Below are 20237 nucleotides of genomic sequence, written 5' to 3' on the forward strand. Positions count from 1 at the left end.
GCTTAGTCTATGTATCTCTTCACCTGGATTTTCTCCCAGTTCTCCTGTCACGATTTATTTTTTCATTATGCATTAATGAATATCCGCTGTATGCTTAGCATTTTCTTTATGGAGTAAATCTTCCATAAGCTTTTTCTGATATTCCTTATCTTCTGTAGCTTTTTTTAGATCATCAAGCCTTCCGGCTTCAATTAGAATAGCAGTTAAACTATTAATTGAATCCGTAACCATCTCTGTTACTTGTGCAGTAACCTCCTCTGTAACTTTGCCCGTAACCTTCTCTGTAATTTCTGCGGTAACCTTCTCCGTAACTTCTTCGGTGACCTTCTCTGTAACTTCTGCGGTAACCTTCTCTGTAACCTCTGCGGTAACCTTCTCTGTAACCTCTGCGGTGACCTTCTCCGTCAATTCTCGATCGTGAATTCTCTGTCTGTCCCATTCCTTCATATAGGTTTTAGTCACCTCCGATCTATCTTTGACATTATTTACTATATCGCTTAGTCTATGCGTCTCTTCACCTGGATTTTCTCCCAGTTCTCCTGTCACAATATATTTTACCATTTCGGCCAGAACATTGCCATGTGTATTACCGCTGGGGATATTGTAATTACCGCCACCATAAAGGAATATATACCTTTTTCCATCATCGTATTCTATATCTCTGTGACTGACGAGTGTGGTCTTTGCTTCGTAATACATATCCCCTGCAAGGAAGGGATCATAAGATAAAATCGTTATGGAAATATAGTCCGGAAGTGTTTCATAGAATTTTCCTGAACTTAAGAGTTTTGATTCTACAATTGATGAATAATACCTATGCCTTTTCGGAAGTTCCTGCCTGTCTGCCTCCCTGTCCTCCATCTCTATATCATATACAGATGAAACCTCGCCATCAGCTGTCCTGCTATGATCAATATATACGTCAAATCTTATACCATGTTTACCTTTATCATTCCCGGTAAATACCTTCTGCGGTTTTGCGCTGTCAACACATATCTTATAGCCAACTACAGCACTTATGATAATTTGCGCAACCTCTTTGGCTCTTTCCTCATCCTCCATCACGTAATTGAAAAGGAAATTGTTGATCAAAGTCATTGATTTTACTGCATTTTTCGCCTCTTCAAAAGTGATTGTATCGTTGTTTGTTTCTATAGTTTCAATCTTTTCTGACACATTTGTGCCCTCCTTAATCTTTTGTATCAGATGAACATAAAGGCACAGAATATCAAAATACGGGGAAGTAATCTTTAATACTCAATTTATCTATTTCAAAACACTACTATAAAAATGTGGAAATAACGGGTGAACACCCGGATACCTATATGGTCCTCTGACCGAGTATGATAATACACAAATGAAAATGATTTGTCAATGCTCTATTAAAATATGATTGTATATTGTAATTCATTACTACTTTTTAACTAAATAACGATATCTTTTCAACAATTTATTTTATACTCACTTTTACGTGAGAAGGGAGCGGCCATGATGCCCGCTCCCTTCTGAAAAGTGATTGAAGAAAAGTAATCTTACATGAGAAACTCTCATGAAGTTTTCTTATGATGGGTTATTTAACCTTTGTCTTGCCATTCTTTACGTTAGGAAGTGCGTTAAGTATTTCCTTATTCTTAGCCTTATACTTACCAGTAGCCTTGATCCATCCACCCTTCTTAATCTTCTTGAAGGACTTAGCCATCTTCTTTGTAAGCTTGAGACTCTTAATCTTAATCTTCTTAACCTTACTCTTCTTGAAAGCATTAGGATTGATTCTCTTAATGTTCTTTAACATCGAACTCATCTGCAACTTTATTAGGAACTATTGTGGCTGTATTTTCGTCTGCGCCAGCCGTCCATACAACATCACTAATGTCCCTGCTCATAAAGGTTGATATCATCCCAATCCAGTCTCATATCTATTCTCATTTCTTCAATCCAAAATTTCTCAAGGCCTGTATGAATGCTCTTCGCCTTGAATATTCATTCCTATATTTTTCCAAAATGGTTGCCTTTTTTGTAATTCCTCTCGACTCTGCAACTTCACCATATGCTGCTATAAAGCTTGCACACTCTCCATAGTAATTACGTCTGTTGGCTCCCATTATGCCTGCAGTTCTCTGTTCAATCAGGTTACCCAACATTTTCATCCACTTTTTGTAATCTGACTCATTTACTTTTATTCCGGATTTCCATTCATCAAACAATTCATAAAATGTATCGGTACTGCTTAATGGTTCGTCTATATATTCTCCTAAACCCCTATAGTACTTTTCTGCATCAAAACCAATTCCGGAAACAGCCATATTCAGCATGCTTCCTAATCCACTTGGCAATGTTTCACCTTTATATAGCAACATCATAAATAGTGCTATTCCCTGCTTCATAAAAGTTGAAGACCATCCAAGAGCTGCTTTTTCACTCATCCCGCTTTTTATTACAGTTTCAAAGTCTCCCTCAAAAAATTTGACCGCCAAATAGTCATTTCGTCCCATATCGTTCTCTTCAGGCATTCCCGATCTATACACTGTGGTATTTCTATTATTCTTGAATTTTTCGTATCCATCCTCGCATTCTTTATGGATTGTTTTAGCAAAAGCGGAATAATTGCTATGTTTCATTAACAATCTAAAAAAATTTGTAAATGTAGTATCTGAACTAAAGGCCTCTAACCAACAGTATTCCTGAAAAGATTTCTGATTATTTTTGTATGCATACTCTGCAGTTAAAAGCGCAACATCTGCTCTGACTTTATAATTATTTGGAATCTTCTTTAATGCCTCTTCTCCAATATCAAGCATTCTACTATCTTCACCACTATCAACCCCATTTACAAGAATTTCTTTATATAACTCCGGATGATTATCCGTATGTTTTCTGGCATTCTCCAGAATTTGGTTATCATCTTTTAGCATGGATTGGGCTTCTTTCAGCATATCTTTTATACCCCATCCGTTTCTTGTGCCAAGAATATTACTCCAATCCACAATAAACTTGTCAAATTCAGGCAGGACATAGCCACCAAGTTCTATAACCTTTTTCAATTGAAAGCTATACGGTCTTAAATTCTCATACAATCTAAACATAGCCTCAGCTCTTTCGGAAATATCATTTCCAATATATGCCAAAAACATTGACTCATTTACCATATTGTCAAACGAACCATCTAATAGTCCATGATCATATAGCTCATTTATTCCCAGCGGAGATCCTTCATAATCAGCCCAATCACCGGTAGCTGAAACCTCAGTAATTGACAATTGTTCTGCAAGGTTGTATCCATCTTCATATTGCTCTGTATCTATACATTTGTTCAACAAAGAAATAGCTTCCTCAACATCAGGAAGAATTCTATCTCCATCCATAAATAAAACTTCGTCCTCGTCACTGGCATACCAGTCATCATATTCCTCGTTATACTCGCTATCCAGGCATCTTTCGCCTTCTTCGATCTCCTGAAGAACTTTAATCATTTTTTCAACTTCATCATGGACTGTTTTAGCACAGGGATTTTCGCCAGTTTTATGACTTAATCCCTTCGCATTCTTCATCATCCGAAGAAATGAATCTCTTCTCCCCTCAGGAAGACTTTGCGCTACATCAATTATAAAAGAACGTAATTCTTCCTCTGGCATTTTTTCAAGCACACCGTTAACCTGTTTCAAGAATTGCGGTAATGTCATTTGAATTCTCCTCCATTTCTTTTCTGCTACTAAATAATTCAATTTCTCCTTTGATGTAAACATTATCTCAAATAAGCTGTGGCATAATTTGGACTTCAAACTCATTGCCATTACAAAAATACCGGCTGATGCTTCTCTATCATCAGCCGGCATAGATTATTTCTTATTCTATTTTAGTAAACCATACCCACTTTGAGACTGCCTTCGCCGCCATCAAAGCTTATCCTGTTGCATTCTGTAGCCCTTAAATGAGGCAAATCCGTCATCTGAAGTATTATATCGTCTCCCGTCGTAAGCTCGATTATGCCTCTGTCGTAGACAATAGTCACCCTATCCTTTCGGTTTCTTCCTATGATCATAAAATCAGACACCACTCCGTCTGATACAGAAAACACTCCCGTTTTGCTGTTATAGCTCATTGTTACGAAGGGTTCATTTTTCCCGCTTGCATAGAGTTTTATAATGCTTTCTCTGGGATCATTAAGCTCGAGGAAAATAGCACTGTCCTTTGATATATAAGATGACTCCCCCTTTGTTAGCTCAGATACCGGCTGCACACGTGTGCTTATTTCTTCAGGTATGCCATGTCTGATAACATAATCTCCACCTGCCTTTTTAAGTGTAAGCTCTCTAGGAATTCCCATTGCACTTGTGGTCTGCTCATAGACACATTTGGTTCTAAGCCATGGTATCTGTATTACCCTGCCTTTGGGATCCCCTGACCAGGTCTGCGCTGCATAGGGAAGCGTTGTAATAAAATACGCTTGCTTTTTATCCTGAGTAGGTGTGAATTTATATCCGTCAAAATCGCCCACAAAATACATTCCGTCTGCTGCCCAGAATACCCATCTCTTTTCAGAGACATTCCCGTCATCGCCTATGACCGGAAGTTCGAATAAGTCAGGGCACTCGAAGCCGCCTTCAAGTGTAATGCGCTGCGACAGTTCAAAATCCTGCATATTAGGGGATCTGAAAATTCCAAAATCATTTTTCTCAATCCAGAGCACCAGGATATAGGCTTTTGAATCCTCATGCCAGAATACCTTTGGATCACGATTGTCAGGTGCCATCTCCTGCAAAAGTTTATCGCCCCGTTTTATAAGGGAGGCTCCACCATCAGTGCTGTACGCAAGTCTGATGGTGAAGTAAGGATTGGAAAGACCTTCGTCAAAACCTGCAGCAGTATAGGGAAAGAGTAATGCATCCTTAGGTAAACCCAGCTCTCCTCTGTCATTTCTGAGGCCGCAACCTGAGTACATCATTCCGTTTTCATCTGGATATAATACAGGTTCCAGTTCTTCCCAGTGTATGAGGTCAGTGCTTCTTGCGTGTCCCCAGGTCATGTCATCCCATTCCACTCCGTTCGGATTACTTTGATAATATAACTCGAATATTCCGTCATGATACACCAATCCGTTGGGGTCATTTAACCAGCCATAATCCGGTGCGAAATGCATAATCGGATAGCAATTCTCTTTCCTGCTGCTCATTTTTGTCTAATCTCCTTGTTACTGTTACTTAATTCTTCTTGCTTCTGTCCACAGCTGTCTGATAAATAGATACGATATCGTTAACGCCTGCGCTCTCAAGCTCTCCAAGATATGCATTCCAGCTGTCATCTGTAACGCCTGTTGTGATCCATGTGTTGATATATCTGTCCACAATATCGGACACTGTAGGCTGGATCTGTGCAAGTCTTGTAAGCTCATCTGTTGTCATAAGAACACGTGGAACAGCTGTATATTCTTCCATAATCTCATCTTTACCGTTTGTTCTCTGGTTCTCAAGGAGCTGTACTGCATCGAATGCATAGCCTGCTGCACCGACCTTATCGCTTCCTTCATAGTCATCATAGTATTTATCAAGAATGATCATAGAACCACGGCAAGGTGTTGAGTTAACTCTCGCATCACCGAATGTCTGGTATGCATCCTGCTGAGGCATGTAGTGTCCATCAGCATCAAGAGGTGTTCTGATAACGCCGTCAGCATCTTCCTTGTAGTTGTATCCGATTGCACCCCAGTTTGAAGTAACTGCAACCTTGGGATCGCCAGCCATGTAGTCAACGAATCTTGCTACTACATGAGGGAATTTGCATGATGTTGTAATAGCTGTATTAGATGAATCCTGAAGCTGTGAGAAGTTGTTAAGGAATCCGCTCTTACCTGCTTCACCTGTAAGTCTGGGGATTGCTACATACTGATCATGCACATCAAGATTTGTGATCTCCTGATCTGTCCATGTTCCGAATACACCTATGCGTGCAACGTCTTCCTTGATGATTGACTGCTTGTAGGAAGCACTTTCATCTGCTTCAAAAGAGCCTTCCCAAATAAGACCTTCGTTATAGAGCTCATTGAAAAATTCAGCAGTCTTTCTGAATGCTTCATCCTGAGCAGTAAATACAACCTTATCATCGATTATTCTCATGTGATCAGCGTATGCATTACCACCGCAATATGAATCTGCCTGTCCAAAGCAGCCTGTAAGTCTGTAGAAAATATTGTAGGAACCAAATGTATCTGTTGCGCCAAACCAGGAAGCCATAGGAATTTCATCAGCTTCGCCGTTTCCGTTAAGGTCGCCTGCATCCTTGAAAGCCTTGAGGCAGTCTACAAGTTCATCAACTGTTGTGGGAACTTCTTTTCCTACCTGATCAAGCCAGTTCTTGTTGATAAGAAGGGGACCGGGTGTAAGAACAAGTCCGTACATCTCCTCGATATAAGGGAAGCCGTAGGTGTGACCGTTAGGTGCTGTGATCTCCATCCAGTATGTAGGATGCTCATCAAGGATTGCCTTTACATTGGGCATATACTCATTGATAAGGCCCTCTGTCTCTACGAAAATATCCTGATCAGCGTACTGAACAACTATATTACCGGATTTACCATCACCAAAGTTCCAGAATACATCAGGAAGATCCTGCCCTGAAGCAAGCATCAGGTTAATCTTCTCCTGTGCACCCTCTCCGGGAATAGGCTGCCAGTCAAATTCAACACCTGTGTCCTCGAACCACTTTTTGCACATCTCAAGTTCGCCGGGCTCAACAAGACGATCTGCTGTATTTACGAGAAGCATTGAGATTTTGCCGTACTTTTCTTCAAATGCTGCAGGATCCTTGATAATGGGAAGTGTGCCGTCAAGCTGGATAAGTCCTGCATCAACAGCCTCCTGCTCCTCGGGTGTAAGACCTGCATCTGCCGCAGATGTAGCTGTTTCAACTGCTTCTTCAAGCTTCTCAGCATTTTCGCTGGGTGCAGATTCAGTAGTTGTCTCAGCTCCCTGATCTGTTGCCTGGTTCGCTGCCTGATTACCGCAGCCTGCAATCACTGATGCAGACATGGCAATTGTAAGTAGTGATGCCAACAATTTCTTTTTCATAAATAAATGTCCTCCTTATAAAAAACTGTGATTTATTTTTTACCCTGCTCTACATAAACTTAAGTTATTTTTGTCAGGGTTATCACTCATCATTTAACAGCTATGATTGTTACTTTTTCTGCTGGTTCTACCTTTTTATCCCTTAACAGCTCCGATTGTTACACCCTTTGCAAAGTACTTCTGAATGAAGGGATAAACCATAAGAAGTGGTGCTGCGGAAACTACGACTATGCAGTATTTAAGCTGCTCAGCCAGTTTTTGCTTGGTTACAAGAGCATCTCCTGATGATCCCATCTGGTTAGACTGGTTCATAAGTACCAGGTTTCTGAGGACTACCTGAAGAGGCATCTTGTTATCATCCTGCAGGAACATCAGTGCATTAAAGAACTGGTTCCACATAGCTGTTGCATAGAAAAGTGCCATTACTGCAATAATTGTTGTGGAGATCGGAATAGCAATCTCGAAGAAGAATCTAAAGTCGCTGCATCCGTCAACCTTGGCCGCCTCCTGGAGCTCTCCCGGTATTCCGGACTCAAAGAATGATCTGCATACGATAAGGTTGTATGCTGAAACCGCAACAGGAAGAACCATAGCCCATATGGTGTTATAGATACCAAGGTTTCTGATTGTCAGGTAGAGAGGTATTATTCCGCCGCCAAAAAACATGGTGAATGTAAATACAAATATCAGTCCTCGTCTGCCCGGAAGATCTTTTCTTGAAAGTGCATATCCTGCGGGTACTGTCGCAATTAGTGCTACTGCAGTTCCTACAACTGTGTAGAGAATTGTGTTACCATACGCAACCCACAAAGGCTTATATGCGAATGTCGTTTTATATCCCTCGAAATAAGGACTCTCCGGATACAGGAGCACTTTTCCCGAATTAACTGTTACAGGGTCTGTAATCGATGCCAGTAAAACATAATAAATAGGATAGATAATGATCACACAAACAATGATCATCAAAAGGATTACAACTCCCATGAAAATTTTATTTGCTCGTCCCAGCTTAACCTTGGACGTATTCTGTGTTTTTGCCATTACCTGCCTCCTAGAATATGCTGATATCGCTTACTTTTTTCGCAATCTGATTAGCAATTATCAGTATGATGAAGTTAACAACTGAATTGAAAAGCCCTACTGCTGTAGCAAAGCTGTACTGTGCTGTCTGAAGTCCGACTTTATATACATAAGTAGAGATAAGCTCGCTGACGATAGTGTTTGAACCGTTCTGCATAAGGAAAGCCTTCTCGTATCCTACGTTCATGATGTTACCTATCTGAAGGATCAGCATCAGGATTACTGTTGGCATGATCATCGGAATATCAATGTACTTAATCTGCTGCCATTTTGTTGCGCCGTCTATCGTTGCTGCCTCGTAGTAGTCCGGGCTTATTGATGTGAGCGCTGCGATGTAAATAACTGCGTTGAATCCCATTGTCTGCCAGATATTGGATCCGATGTAAAGTGTTCTGAACCACTGTGGAAGTGATGTGAAAAGTATCGGATTGGAAGCACCTATCATGTGGTTCATTACACCTGTAGCTGAGAAGAAAACTGATATAATACTTACTACAACTACGTTTGACATGAAGTAAGGCGCATAGCTTATTGTCTGTATAACCTTTCTTGTTCTAAGATTTCTTATCTGGTTTAAAAGAAGTGCAAATACAATTGGTATCCAGAAAGCAATTACTATGCTCTCAAGGCTTATCAGGATTGTGTTTTTAATAGCGGTTACTGCTATGCTTGTACTGAAAAACTGTTGGAAATATTTAAAGATTGGATTAGCCCAGGGGCTTCCCATAATTCCCTGACGGATTTTGTAATCCTTAAATGAAATGATTAGTCCGTACATCGGATAATATGCAAAGACTATTGCCCATACAAGAGATGGCAAGAGCAGCACATATAGCTGCCACGCTGACAATACCTTTTTCAGGTTCCTGCTTCTGCCTGCTTTCTTAGCTGCAGGACTTTTCTCTCCCCTTCTTCCCATTTTTCCTCCCTTTTTGCATACATTCTGCTGTCATTTCACGTGTTCTACCAGCTCTGTATGCACTTGAATTACCGATCATGTAACCGGTTACTTAATTTTGCGTAATCGGTCAAGTAACCGGTTACTTTCTTGAGTATAAATTTCCGGATATAAGATTTCAACCCCTAAAAAAAATTTCATCATTTTTCATGAATAACCATTTTATTTTTTGTTCAAAATATTCAGTATTTATCACATCATAACCGGTTACTTTAATTGCACCTTTTGTGTATAATAATAAGTACGGTTATTGACAGACATATCAGGCAATTCCTAATTTCGTTTACGATAATAGCCTGTGTGCTGCTAAATTATTTTTGAATAGGATGTTTTATTTATGAAGTCAAAGAAAGTGTCTTATGCAGATCTGGCTAGATACTGCAATTTTTCAAAGACAACAATATCAAGATATTTTAGTAATCCGGACTCCCTTACTCTGGAGAATCAGGAGAAAATCCGAGAGGCTGTTGAAACTCTTGGGTATCAGGAAAACAAGATTGCCAAAATACTTCCCAGTGGACATACAGAATTTATCGGTCTTATCATACCCAACCTCTATATGCCCTATTACTCTGAGGTAATGCACCATCTGCTCTCCTCCTACAGTACTTATGGCTATAAGTTTCTGGTTTTTGAAGGGCAGTCGGATATTGAGCTGGAGAGAAAATATATTCGTGAGCTTAGCGCCTATAATGTCGAGGGCATAATAACACTATCTCATACTATATCTTCTAAGGAATACGCTTCCTACGATATTCCGATTGTTGCCATAGAGCGTGAAGATGAGTTTATCTCCAGTGTCCACAATGACAACTATATGGGTGGAATTCAGGCTACAAGCCTTCTGTATAAGAGCGACTGCGATATTCTGTTTTTCATAGATTCAACCCCCTATGGTGCTACACGCTCTGCCTATTATTCCAAGGATAAGCACTCATACTCCTATGGCCGATTGAACGGTTTTAAGTATGTCTGCAATGAAAAGAACATGCCTAATGAAGTTATAATTCAGGATTTGGGACTTAGCTATGAAGAATATTCCGAAAACATCCCTAAGATTATTGACGATATTGCAAAAAGATATCCCGGAAAACGAAAAGGGATTTTTTGCGCAAATGATACCTTTGCAAATATATCCCTTTTGCATTTGCTTAGAGCTTATGGGAATTTCCCTGACGATTTTAGAATAGTTGGATATGATGGATCTCCGATTTCTGCCCAGGCTATTATTCCTTTCAGTACTGTCGGTCAGCAGCTTGATCAGATCACTAAATCCGCCATGGAAATACTGGTTGCTCAGATCAAAGGCAGGCACCGCAGAATCCCTGAGGAACTCCCGATCCGCCACGAAGTAATCGCCCCAATCCTCATAAATCGCGCAACCACACAAAAGGAAACACCGAATATCGCGGGGGCAAAATAGGGTTCCTGTTTTTCAATTATATAAACTTTACAACATAGCTTGCGTCGAATTTGCAAGATGGAGCCAGTGTCTGATTCCACTCTCTGTCCTTTAGTTCTCCGCTAAAGCCTTCTGCGTCGGCTCTTCCGTACCATGGCTCAATACAGATAAATGGTGCATTTTTCCCTGAAGGTGACCAGATTCCAAGAAGCGGTGCATCAAAACTTACTTCAACAAAAGTTTTACCATCAGAGTCTGCAATTGATGCTCCGCTCACCTGACTGTTCTCAAGGATTATCGCGCCGTTATCAAATGTGTGTTCATCAATTTCTATAGCTTTATTCCGGCCAAGTTCAAGCTCATAGGTCTCATTAGCTGCAAGCGGATCATGGAATTTCCTCACTGTGAGGACATCTTTATCGGTCTTAAGTATTACAGAGTTTCCCTTAAGTGTTCCTTCACTGCTAAGTTTACAATTAAAAGCAGGATGTGCACCTATCGCAAATGGAAGGTCCTTTTTTCCTGTATTTTCCACTTTCCATCCTATTGTTACAGTATCTGCAACAAGGATATAAGTAATTGTAAGTTTAAAATCAAGCGGATATTTTTCTCTTGTCTGCTCATTTGAAGCAAGTACGAATCTTGCCTTGTCATCAGACTTTTCCACTACTTCGAACTCCATATCTCTTGCAAAGCCGTGCTGTCCCATAGGATATTCTTTACCTTCATAGCGATATTTCCCGTCAGCCACAGCTCCTACAAAAGGGAAAAGAACAGGCGAAGTACGTCCCCAGAATTTGGGATCGCCGCACCACATATATTCCCTGTCGCCACGCTTTATGCTTTTTATCTCAGCTCCATGAGTATCAATCTCTGCTGTTAATTGTTCGTTCTTTAGTACAACTCTCATCTGTAGTTATTCCTTTCCAAAAATATCTCATCCCACAACTTTATTTTTTCCACTTAGCTTACCCTCGTACAATTTAGCGTCAGCCTCCCGGAATACATCATTGAGAGTTTTAGCATTCCCTGAACATGCTGCCCCAAAAGTCATAGTGATTCTGCCAAGCTCTTGCCCTTCGAATTCAAAGGGATAATTCTCTATCTCTTTTCTTGCTTCATCGAGAAAGCTTACTATTTCTTCAAAAGATCTTGCGGCTGTTTCGCAAAAAATAAATTCTTCACCGCCCCAACGATAGCATACTACAGCTTTTTCTCCAAGTATCTTTCCTATGGTTATAAGCACATAGTCTCCGCATTTGTGTCCGTATGTATCATTTATTCTCTTAAAATTGTCTATATCTCCGATGGCAATCCAGTACTTTTTTATTTTTCCATTTTCAACTTCCTTCAAATTCTCAGCCAGAAAATATCTGTTTGGAAGTCCTGTAAGTTTGTCATGAAAAAGCTGAAACTCCAACTTCTCTTCCGAGGAATTAGCGATATATACAAGAAGCTGCAATACAAACAGATTGATCACAAAAACTATCACGCCCCACAGAATCGTAAGCCAGAACTCAGCCTTTCCTGTCAGTTCATAGGGAGCAGGATTAAAGTGAAGATAAATGTAGCTGCCAATATAAAGAATAAAACCAATTAAGCAAAATGGCATCACTCTGACATATTTAATCTTTAGTGCTCTGGCAGAATATTCAGCATAAAAAGCCAATACATTCATTCCAATAAGTGTAATTTGAAATCCGCTGCCCCAACCGGTGAATAATACTGCAAGCGTCATATGCATAGCAACTTCAAGATAAATCGCTATTGCATATATTGAGAACCACTCTTTGTAGACAACAAACAACATTGCAAGATAAAAGATAATGCTGAAAATATTCACCCTGACCATAGGAGTAACTTTGCATTGCTCGAATACGGAATACATCAGAACATGGATAAGCAGAAAGCAGATTGCCATGCCCCATGCTATTAACTTGGCTCTTCTCAAGTTCAAGAACATATTAAAATACCTTCAATAGTATGTTTTTATATGAAAAATAGTTATGTTTTTACACCCACTATAATTATCGCTGAATTCGCTTAACTGCAAATAAATACCTCATTAAATTATAATTAAATAGGATGTTTCCTGTAATTTCGAAGGTTTTAATTTACCTATAATGTTACTTGCAATTCTAATGGCTTTAATTTTCCTGCAATGCTGCTTGTTATTACGACGGCTTTAATTTTCCTGCAATGTTCCTTGTTATTCCGGAGGCTTTAATTCTCCTGCTATGTTCCTTATTATTTGCAATGTCTTTAGTTACCCTACAATATTTCTTGCTTCTCCCTTCTCAAATGCCAGGATATTCTTTGCAACTTCCTCTACGCACCGGCTTCTTGCTTCCACACTTGCCCACGCCATATGGGGTGTCACAAACAATTTCTTACTATCCTGAATTCTAAGAAGCGGGCTGTCCTTTTTCATAGGCTCTACTGTCAGAACGTCAAGTCCTGCTGCCGCAATTTCTCCATCCTCAAGCGCCTTTACGAGATCCTCCTCATTTACTACTGGTCCTCTTGCCACATTTATCAAGATCGCGGATTTCTTCATTTTCTTAAGAGCATCCATATTTATGATATCTCTAGTCTTATCTGTCAGGGGGCAGTGAAGCGATAAAACATCACTTCTCTCCAAGAGTTCATCAAAACTCACCATTTCATAAGCTTCATCATCCTTGCTATTGGCCGTTCTTCCTGAAGCAGAATAAAAAATCACCTTCGCTCCAAATGCTGTCGCTATCTGAGCAACTTTTCTTCCGATATTACCCATTCCTATGATTCCCCAGGTCATACCGTCAAGCTCATGAAAAGGGATGTCCAGCTTACAAAAATGTGATTGCGAAGCATATTCTCCGCTTTTTACAAATTCATCATAATCCTTTAATGCTTCCATTACATAGAAAAGAAGTGCAAAGGTATGCTGCGCAACAGATGCTGTAGAATATCCGGCAACATTTGCAACCTTGATTCCACACTCTTTGCAGGCTTTGATATCAACATTGTCAAACCCGGTCGCAAACTCACATATTAGTTTTAAAGAAGGTGCTTTTTTCAAAATATCTGTAGTAATTTTGGATTTGTTGATGCAAAGTACATCTGCACCAGTAAGGCGTTCCTCTGCATTCTCAGCGGTTACCTTATCCTTATAAAATGTCACATCTCCAAGTTTCTCAAGGGATCTGTAATCTATATCATTTCCCACGCTGTCAATTTCTGCTGCTACTATTTTCATAGTTTGATTATCCCTTTCTATACACATGTTTCACTACTCCATCAATTCTATCACTTTGGTTGCGTTTTTATAGATTTTTCAGACCATATTATTTTGTATTTAAATATCTGAATTCTATCCTTTACGCCAACTATCACATTTGTCTTACTATTGGCGTAACTGTAATTCTCAATATTATATTATAATTGCACCGGTTTTCTCTTTTTTCCTATAAATGACGTAATGACAATTCCAAGCTTCTGATTCCCGTTACACCTGTTTTCCATTTACTTCTTCTACTGACGTAATGGTAGCTCCAACTATCTGATTCCCATTACACCTGTTTCCCATTTATTTCTTTAACAGACTTAATGGTAGCTCTAACTATCTGATTCCCCTTACACCTGTTTTCCATTTACCTCTTCAACTGACGTAATGGCAATCCCAAACATCTGATTTTCCTTACGCCAGTTTTCCTATCTAGCTATAATTGACGTAACAAGAATCCCCACATATGATTATCTTTACATCAGTTTACTTTTTTTCTCTTTACTGATGTAATCCCCTCTTTCCCAAAACTTATTCCCACTAATACATCTGACAAAAATAGATTTTCCATTAAAAAAACGCCTTCCGGGAAATTAGTCCCGAAAGGCATTTCTATTTTCACAAATTACTTATCACTGATTAAGCGAAAGGGTTCTCTGTAGGATAAGGAAGTGATGCAGGCTGGTTGTAGCCGATTGTCTCAGCACCTACATACTTGAATACCTCGTAAAGAGCCTTGCCGAAGTGACCAAATGCAACTGCACCGTGGTGAGGGAAGTTGCCCTGGATGAGAACGTGTCTGTAGAATCTGCCCATTTCCGGAATAGCGAATACGCCGATACCACCGAAGGACTGAGTAGCAACAGGAAGAACCTCACCCTGTGCAACATATGCACGAAGGTGGTTATCAGATGTGCTCTGCAGTCTGTAGAATGTGATATCACCAGGCATAATGTCACCTTCAAGTGTTCCCTGTGTAACTTCCTCAGGAAGGTTTCTAGCCATGATTCTCTGGAACTTCATCTCGCAGCTTGAAAGCTTGCTTGTGCATGTATTTCCGCAGTGGAAGCCCATGAATGTATCTGTGTGCTTGTAGTCGAACTTGCCCTTGATGGACTCTTCGTACATATCAGCAGGTACAGAGTTGTTGATATCAAGAAGTGTAACAGCGTCATCAGAGATGCATGTTCCGATGAACTCAGAAATTGCGCCGTAGATATCTACCTCGCAGGATACCGGAATTCCACGGCCTGTAAGTCTTGAGTTTACATAGCAGGGAACGAATCCGAACTGAGTCTGGAATGCAGGCCAGCACTTACCAGCGATACATACGAACTTCTTACCGCCTCTGTGCTCCTCGATCCAATCAAGAAGTGTAAGCTCATACTGAGCAAGCTTTGAAAGGATTTCAGGCTTCTTGTTACCAGCGCCAAGATCCTTCTCCATGTCTGCAACAACGTCAGCGATTCTGGCGTCACCAGCGTGCTTGTTGAAGCTCTCGAAAAGATCAAGCTCAGAGTTCTCTTCGATCTCAGCACCAAGGTTGTAGATCTGCTGAATAGGTGCGTTACAAGCAAGGAAGTTCATCGGACGAGGACCAAAGCTGATAACCTTGAGTTCTGAAAGTCCATAAAGTGCTCTTGCGATCGGAACGAACTCGTTGATCATCTTAGCGCACTCATCTGCTGTTCCAACAGGATACTCCGGAATATATGCCTTTACGTTACGAAGGTGAAGGTTGTAGCTTGCGTTAAGCATTCCGCAGTAAGCATCTCCTCTACCATCGATAAGGTCACCCTGTGACTCCTCTGCTGCTGCGCAGAACATTACAGGACCACCAAACTTCTCTGCAAGAAGTGTCTCTGAAATCTCAGGACCGAAGTTACCAAGATATACACAAAGTGCATTACATCCTGCCTTCTTAACATCCTCAAGAGCCTCAAGTGTCTGAGTCTCGCTCTCGATGATGCAAACAGGGCACTCGTAAACGTCTACGTCGTTGTAAAGCTTCTTGTAGCTCTCAACTAATGCCTTTCTACGATTGATTGCAAGTGATGCCGGGAAACAGTCACGGCTGACTGCTACCAGACCAATTTTAACCTGGGGAATGTTGTTCATACTGATATCCTCCTACCCTTTATAAATAATTATTGTTTCTGTTGTTATGCGATTTTTCTTTCCAAAACCGCGAAAAGCCTTTGATTCTCATGCGTTTAGATATTTTTATGACGCATTCCATCAATTTGTGTGTACGTTAACACATCTACTAAATCATAAGTTTTACGGTCTCTGTTGTCAATTTGACATATTTCACAGAATTATTCTTTAAATTCTGTTAACTATGCCCCTCATCCGGCAGCTTCGCTGCCGCCTTCCCCCCCAAGGGGAAGGCTCTATATCATCTTGCCTTCCCCCTCTGGGGGAAGGTGGCGCAAAGCGCCGGATGAGGGCTCATAAATTCTGCTCTATATGAATACTTAGTTCCGTGTAATTCACCTTCTTCGGCACCGTTCCGTACGCCAGATAATTAAACAGTATTTCCAGCGAAAGCTTTCCCTGTTTTTCAGGCTCCTGGCATATTGTGGCTGAGATCATTCCCTTGTGGAACATCTCATACTGCACCGCAACAAGGTCATTGGTTATGATCCGTATCTTGTGCTGCGTATCCTCATTGGATATAAGTCTGCAGATGTCGTAATCTCTCGGATTGATGACGTATACCACATTTGTCTCCGGGTACTTGATCAGCATCTCCTTAACCGCACGCTTATTCTCAGCGCGGTCCAGGGATATGGTCCATTTTCCCAGAAGCTCCATGTCCGGATAACGGGAATTCATCTCGTTTGAGAAGCCCCTTATACGCTCCGTGGCACTTTCCTTGATGCTGTCATACTCCGTGAAAAAACAAATCTTTGCGTTCTCTCCTCCTGCCATGGCAGCAAGTCCCGCTGCCAGCCTTCCGGAAGCAATATAGTCACACCCCACATACGCAAGATGCTCTACGCCATCCAGTCTGCTGTTGTAGAACACAAGCGGAAGATCACGCTTTTTCTGCTCTTCAATTATCAAATCATTTATAAGAGATGTGGAACCTGTTATGCAGACTCCATCGTACTCTCCTATGGTTTCTTTCAGCGATTTCAGTAACCGGCTCTCTTCATCGGCATTATCGGGATACTCGATGATATCCGTAGTTGCCGCATATGCCTCAAGAGACTTCGCCTTCTTCTCGGCACTTTCCCTAACGGGTATGAAAAACGGACTGAACTGGGTTTTCGGAATCATGAAAAGAAATTTAAGCTTCTTTTTCCTGACTGCCAGTCCCTGCGCCACTCGATTAGGCTCATAGTGGAGCTCCTCACACGCTTTCTCAACCCTCTCCCTGGTCTCCTGCTTCACATATCCTCTGTTGTGAAGGACACGGTCAACAGTACCTATCGAAACGCCTGCCTGCTTCGCTATTTCAGTGATTGTTGCCATGTTCCCCTCATTAAATGAGTGCTGCGATATCTATGTTCTCGCCTGTGATTCCTTCATAAGCACCATCAGCAATCTCAGATGCATCCTTGTGTGCAAGAAGCCACTTGTTAGTAGCAAAAAGTGTTCTGTCATCAAGGTTCTTGCCAGCTGTCTCTGTGGTTCCTACGTTTGTTCCCTTGGGAAGTGCGATGAGAACCTTAAAGCCCTTTGAAGCATCCGCATGGCAGGGAGCATAGTGAAGTGTTGAAGCATAAACCTCAACAAGTACGCCCTTAGGGCACTTGAATGCTACAACCTTAGATGAATCAAGCTTGCCGTCTTCGATGTCACTGAGCTTAGCAAGAAGAAGGATGAAATCCTCAGTTCCAAGGTTGAACTCGCTGTCTCTGTGATATTCCATGCAGTTCATCTTTGTGTTATGTCCGTTGCAGTAACCGAACTGGAAGGGCATACCACCAAAGAGGCTAGTGCCAAGATCCTTGGTATCTGATGTAGCCATAAGCTTAGGCTCCTCAGCTACATAAACAACATCATCCGGGCAAGGTGTGTCGTTCTCAAGTGTCTTTAAAATCTCTGCAACACTGTAGCCCTCAACAACTCTGCCGTACTCTTTGAATTCTTTGTCTGTTACGCTTTTGATTACCATTTTTCCTACCCCGCTTTTACTAGTTTTTCGTGTCTATACTTGGATTTTTTCGCTTGTTTCCACCTTAGGAAAAGCGTTTTTCCTCCTCCGTTAACGTACACACATTATATGTTATTATCACCCTCAACTTCAATTATCAGAATTAAACAAATTTCCTGCCCTCATTTCTTACACAATTACACATAACTGAAGTGATTATGTCACTTTAGGATAAGACTATGAATATAGAGATAGGCGAAGAGGTTAGACAGATCCCTGATTGTCCTGATAGTTACATTAGATGCACAAAAAATGCTGCTATCAAAGCAGCATTTCTTGCATTTAGATTATTACTACGTTTACGATCCCACCACCGATTTCATCAGATACTCTTTTCTTTATGTTTTCTGAGACCTTACTTACTTCGTGGTAAGTCATATCCTGCTTAAAGCAAAGTTCAATGTCGACATATTGGTCAGTTCCGCTTATACGGCTTTTAATCTCTCCAAGCTCATCATAATATTCATAAAACTCATTTAATGCCTTGAGGATCTTTAATTGTGAATCCTCATCCAATGTAAGGTCGCTAAGTTCTCTAATTGCATCTGTCAGATGATGAACCACTATATATGCTAATGGCAATGAGACAACCACGCATACCAGCGGAGAAAAATACCTTATCCAGCTCGCTTTTTCAAATATGATTCCAATAATCAATGTTACAATAGAAATCGCATCAAACACGAATTCGTTTCTTGCTGCCACAAATGCTGAATGGATCATCCTGCTATGGTTCTTGCTCACAAGATTCTTCTCTTTAAAATATATAAATATATCTATAAGCACACCAACAATACTTACAACAAGTGCAAATACCAAAAATTCTTCTTCACTCTCCGGCAATATTATTTTTCTTACAGCAAAGAATACTATGCACAAAATTCCCGCAAGATCAAACGTCTCACAGCAAAGGGCTGTTATCGCTTCTACTTTTCCGGTTCCATAATTGAATCTGAATTTCAGATTCTTATTCAGTTTCGTAGTAAGTACTACAAGTATTACTCCCGGAACAAGAACACTTGCATTTTCCATAAATTCAAGCCACACAACCATTGAACCGCTGGCTATAGCCGCAATAAAGGAAGTGATGAATTCAGGTATTCTGTATATAATTAACAGGACCGCTACATTTCTTTGCTCTGTAAGAATGTTTTTTTCCATATTATTCAAATTCTCCATTAACACGAATCACGTCAAATATTTTGCAAGCTATATTTGTTCGCAATATTCAGTATTATCAGTTTTGTCGCCAATTCCCAGCACTATATCACAATCACATTGATTATCTTACTTTACATTATATATTTAATATGTTATCATCTTTATCGTTTCAAGGATATTCATCCGTATTTTCCTATTTTGGTTTTTGAAGCATTTTTCTTTTGAGGAGTTGTAATATGAAAGGAGTATTATTTGTATTGCCCTAATTACAGCAATATATAAATATTTATGTCTAATTATTTCTTAACCAGAAAGCAGCAACTAACCAAGCTACTTCACAAATATCAATCTGAAGTGAACTCTTTACCTGAAGGAACTCTTGTAATATATCAAAATGGAGCAAAGTGGTATCTTCAGGAAAAAGATAAATCAGGAAAAACTAAAAGAACTTATATTTCTAAAAGTAAAATTGATTATGCATCACAGCTTGCTAAAAAGGCTTTGTTGAAGAACTATATTCGCGATATTGAAAATGAAATCACTGCAATCAATGCATATATTCGAGTCAGAAAGCACTGCAGGCTTGACAATATTTTAGCTGCAGATTCACCTTATGTACCTCTACTTTCAGATCAATACCAATGGCTAAGTGATCATGATTACATATCCAATCCCAATCATCCCGAAGCATTAATAATAAAGGCCCCAAAGGGACAATTTGTCAGATCGAAATCAGAAGCTATTATCGCCTACGCATTGTTTGATCATCACCTATCCTATATGTATGAGCATGCTCTTTTGCTAGGTGAATATACCATTTATCCCGATTTCACAATTCGGCATCCAGTTACTAATAAATTGTATATTTGGGAACACTTTGGTCTTGCCGATCAAGCTAAGTATCAAAATGCTATGTGCAACAAAATTAGAAGTTACATAAATGCCGGATATGTCCCGGGAGATAATCTAATCCTCACCTACGAGACCGCTGACTGTCCTCTTGATATCAGCTATGTTCAAGGGATCATTGATTTGCATTTCGGGGCAGACATAATATAAATGATGGAGCAAGTTACCGATGGCTACTCCGGTCAAAACTTGAGGCTTTATTATTCATTTAATGTTTTACTTGGAAAAAATCCCTT

Annotated in this window: 16 protein-coding genes; 2 read left to right on the forward strand and 14 right to left on the reverse strand. The window is 40.3% G+C overall.

Features of this window, described 5'->3' with window-relative positions; translation table 11 throughout:
• Positions 1-72 precede the first annotated feature (72 nt).
• The 7 genes from G587_RS24620 to G587_RS0114395 all read right to left on the reverse strand — a co-directional run bounded on the left by G587_RS24620 (position 73) and on the right by G587_RS0114395 (position 9060).
• Complete coding sequence (locus G587_RS24620; RefSeq protein ID WP_026492837.1) at positions 73-1176, reverse strand: hypothetical protein; 1104 nt, start codon at positions 1174-1176, stop codon at positions 73-75.
• Between the two features lie 394 nt (positions 1177-1570).
• Complete coding sequence (locus G587_RS0114365; protein ID WP_196812582.1) at positions 1571-1801, reverse strand: hypothetical protein; 231 nt, start codon at positions 1799-1801, stop codon at positions 1571-1573.
• 121 nt (positions 1802-1922) lie between these two features.
• Positions 1923-3833: a hypothetical protein gene (locus tag G587_RS0114375; RefSeq protein ID WP_026492839.1), complete on the reverse strand. Its 1911-nt coding sequence runs from the start codon at positions 3831-3833 to the stop codon at positions 1923-1925.
• A gap of 20 nt (positions 3834-3853) precedes the next feature.
• Entirely contained in the window at positions 3854-5170 is a 1317-nt protein-coding gene (locus G587_RS22915; RefSeq protein WP_051201057.1) for a glycoside hydrolase family 32 protein, read from the reverse strand.
• A 28-nt stretch (positions 5171-5198) separates the two neighbouring features.
• Complete coding sequence (locus G587_RS0114385; RefSeq protein ID WP_026492840.1) at positions 5199-7061, reverse strand: extracellular solute-binding protein; 1863 nt, start codon at positions 7059-7061, stop codon at positions 5199-5201.
• A gap of 135 nt (positions 7062-7196) precedes the next feature.
• Positions 7197-8102, reverse strand: a complete 906-nt coding sequence (locus G587_RS0114390; RefSeq protein WP_035786851.1) for a carbohydrate ABC transporter permease — start codon at positions 8100-8102, stop codon at positions 7197-7199.
• Between the two features lie 10 nt (positions 8103-8112).
• Positions 8113-9060 carry an ABC transporter permease gene (locus tag G587_RS0114395; RefSeq protein WP_026664172.1) on the reverse strand — a complete coding sequence of 316 codons (948 nt, stop codon included), beginning with the start codon at positions 9058-9060 and terminating at the stop codon, positions 8113-8115.
• A 376-nt stretch (positions 9061-9436) separates the two neighbouring features.
• Between G587_RS0114395 and G587_RS0114400 the strand changes: the two genes are divergently transcribed.
• The gene (locus tag G587_RS0114400; protein ID WP_026492843.1) at positions 9437-10522 is read left to right on the forward strand and encodes a LacI family DNA-binding transcriptional regulator; all 1086 of its coding nucleotides are present in this window, start codon (positions 9437-9439) and stop codon (positions 10520-10522) included.
• A 16-nt stretch (positions 10523-10538) separates the two neighbouring features.
• Here G587_RS0114400 and G587_RS0114405 read toward each other — a convergent pair whose 3' ends face one another.
• From G587_RS0114405 to G587_RS0114435, 7 genes are all read right to left on the reverse strand, one after another.
• Positions 10539-11411, reverse strand: a complete 873-nt coding sequence (locus G587_RS0114405) for an aldose 1-epimerase family protein (protein WP_026492844.1) — start codon at positions 11409-11411, stop codon at positions 10539-10541.
• Between the two features lie 27 nt (positions 11412-11438).
• A complete protein-coding gene (locus G587_RS24625) occupies positions 11439-12464 on the reverse strand; it encodes a GGDEF domain-containing protein (protein WP_051201058.1) in 1026 nt (341 codons plus the stop codon).
• Between the two features lie 303 nt (positions 12465-12767).
• Positions 12768-13739 carry a D-2-hydroxyacid dehydrogenase gene (locus G587_RS0114415; protein WP_026492845.1) on the reverse strand — a complete coding sequence of 324 codons (972 nt, stop codon included), beginning with the start codon at positions 13737-13739 and terminating at the stop codon, positions 12768-12770.
• Between the two features lie 666 nt (positions 13740-14405).
• Complete coding sequence (locus tag G587_RS0114420) at positions 14406-15884, reverse strand: L-fucose/L-arabinose isomerase family protein (RefSeq protein WP_026492846.1); 1479 nt, start codon at positions 15882-15884, stop codon at positions 14406-14408.
• A 333-nt stretch (positions 15885-16217) separates the two neighbouring features.
• On the reverse strand, positions 16218-17246 hold the full coding sequence (locus G587_RS0114425; RefSeq protein ID WP_026492847.1) for a LacI family DNA-binding transcriptional regulator: 1029 nt from the start codon (positions 17244-17246) through the stop codon (positions 16218-16220).
• A 10-nt stretch (positions 17247-17256) separates the two neighbouring features.
• Positions 17257-17892 carry a DUF4867 family protein gene (locus tag G587_RS0114430; RefSeq protein ID WP_026492848.1) on the reverse strand — a complete coding sequence of 212 codons (636 nt, stop codon included), beginning with the start codon at positions 17890-17892 and terminating at the stop codon, positions 17257-17259.
• A 321-nt stretch (positions 17893-18213) separates the two neighbouring features.
• Positions 18214-19092 (reverse strand): cation diffusion facilitator family transporter, encoded by an 879-nt coding sequence (locus G587_RS0114435; RefSeq protein WP_026492849.1) that lies wholly within the window; start codon positions 19090-19092, stop codon positions 18214-18216.
• 288 nt (positions 19093-19380) lie between these two features.
• Between G587_RS0114435 and G587_RS24630 the strand changes: the two genes are divergently transcribed.
• Positions 19381-20151: a hypothetical protein gene (locus tag G587_RS24630; RefSeq protein ID WP_051201059.1), complete on the forward strand. Its 771-nt coding sequence runs from the start codon at positions 19381-19383 to the stop codon at positions 20149-20151.
• Positions 20152-20237: the final 86 nt, after the last annotated feature.

This window comes from Butyrivibrio sp. XPD2002 (genome assembly GCF_000423945.1).
GTDB lineage: Bacteria > Bacillota > Clostridia > Lachnospirales > Lachnospiraceae > Butyrivibrio.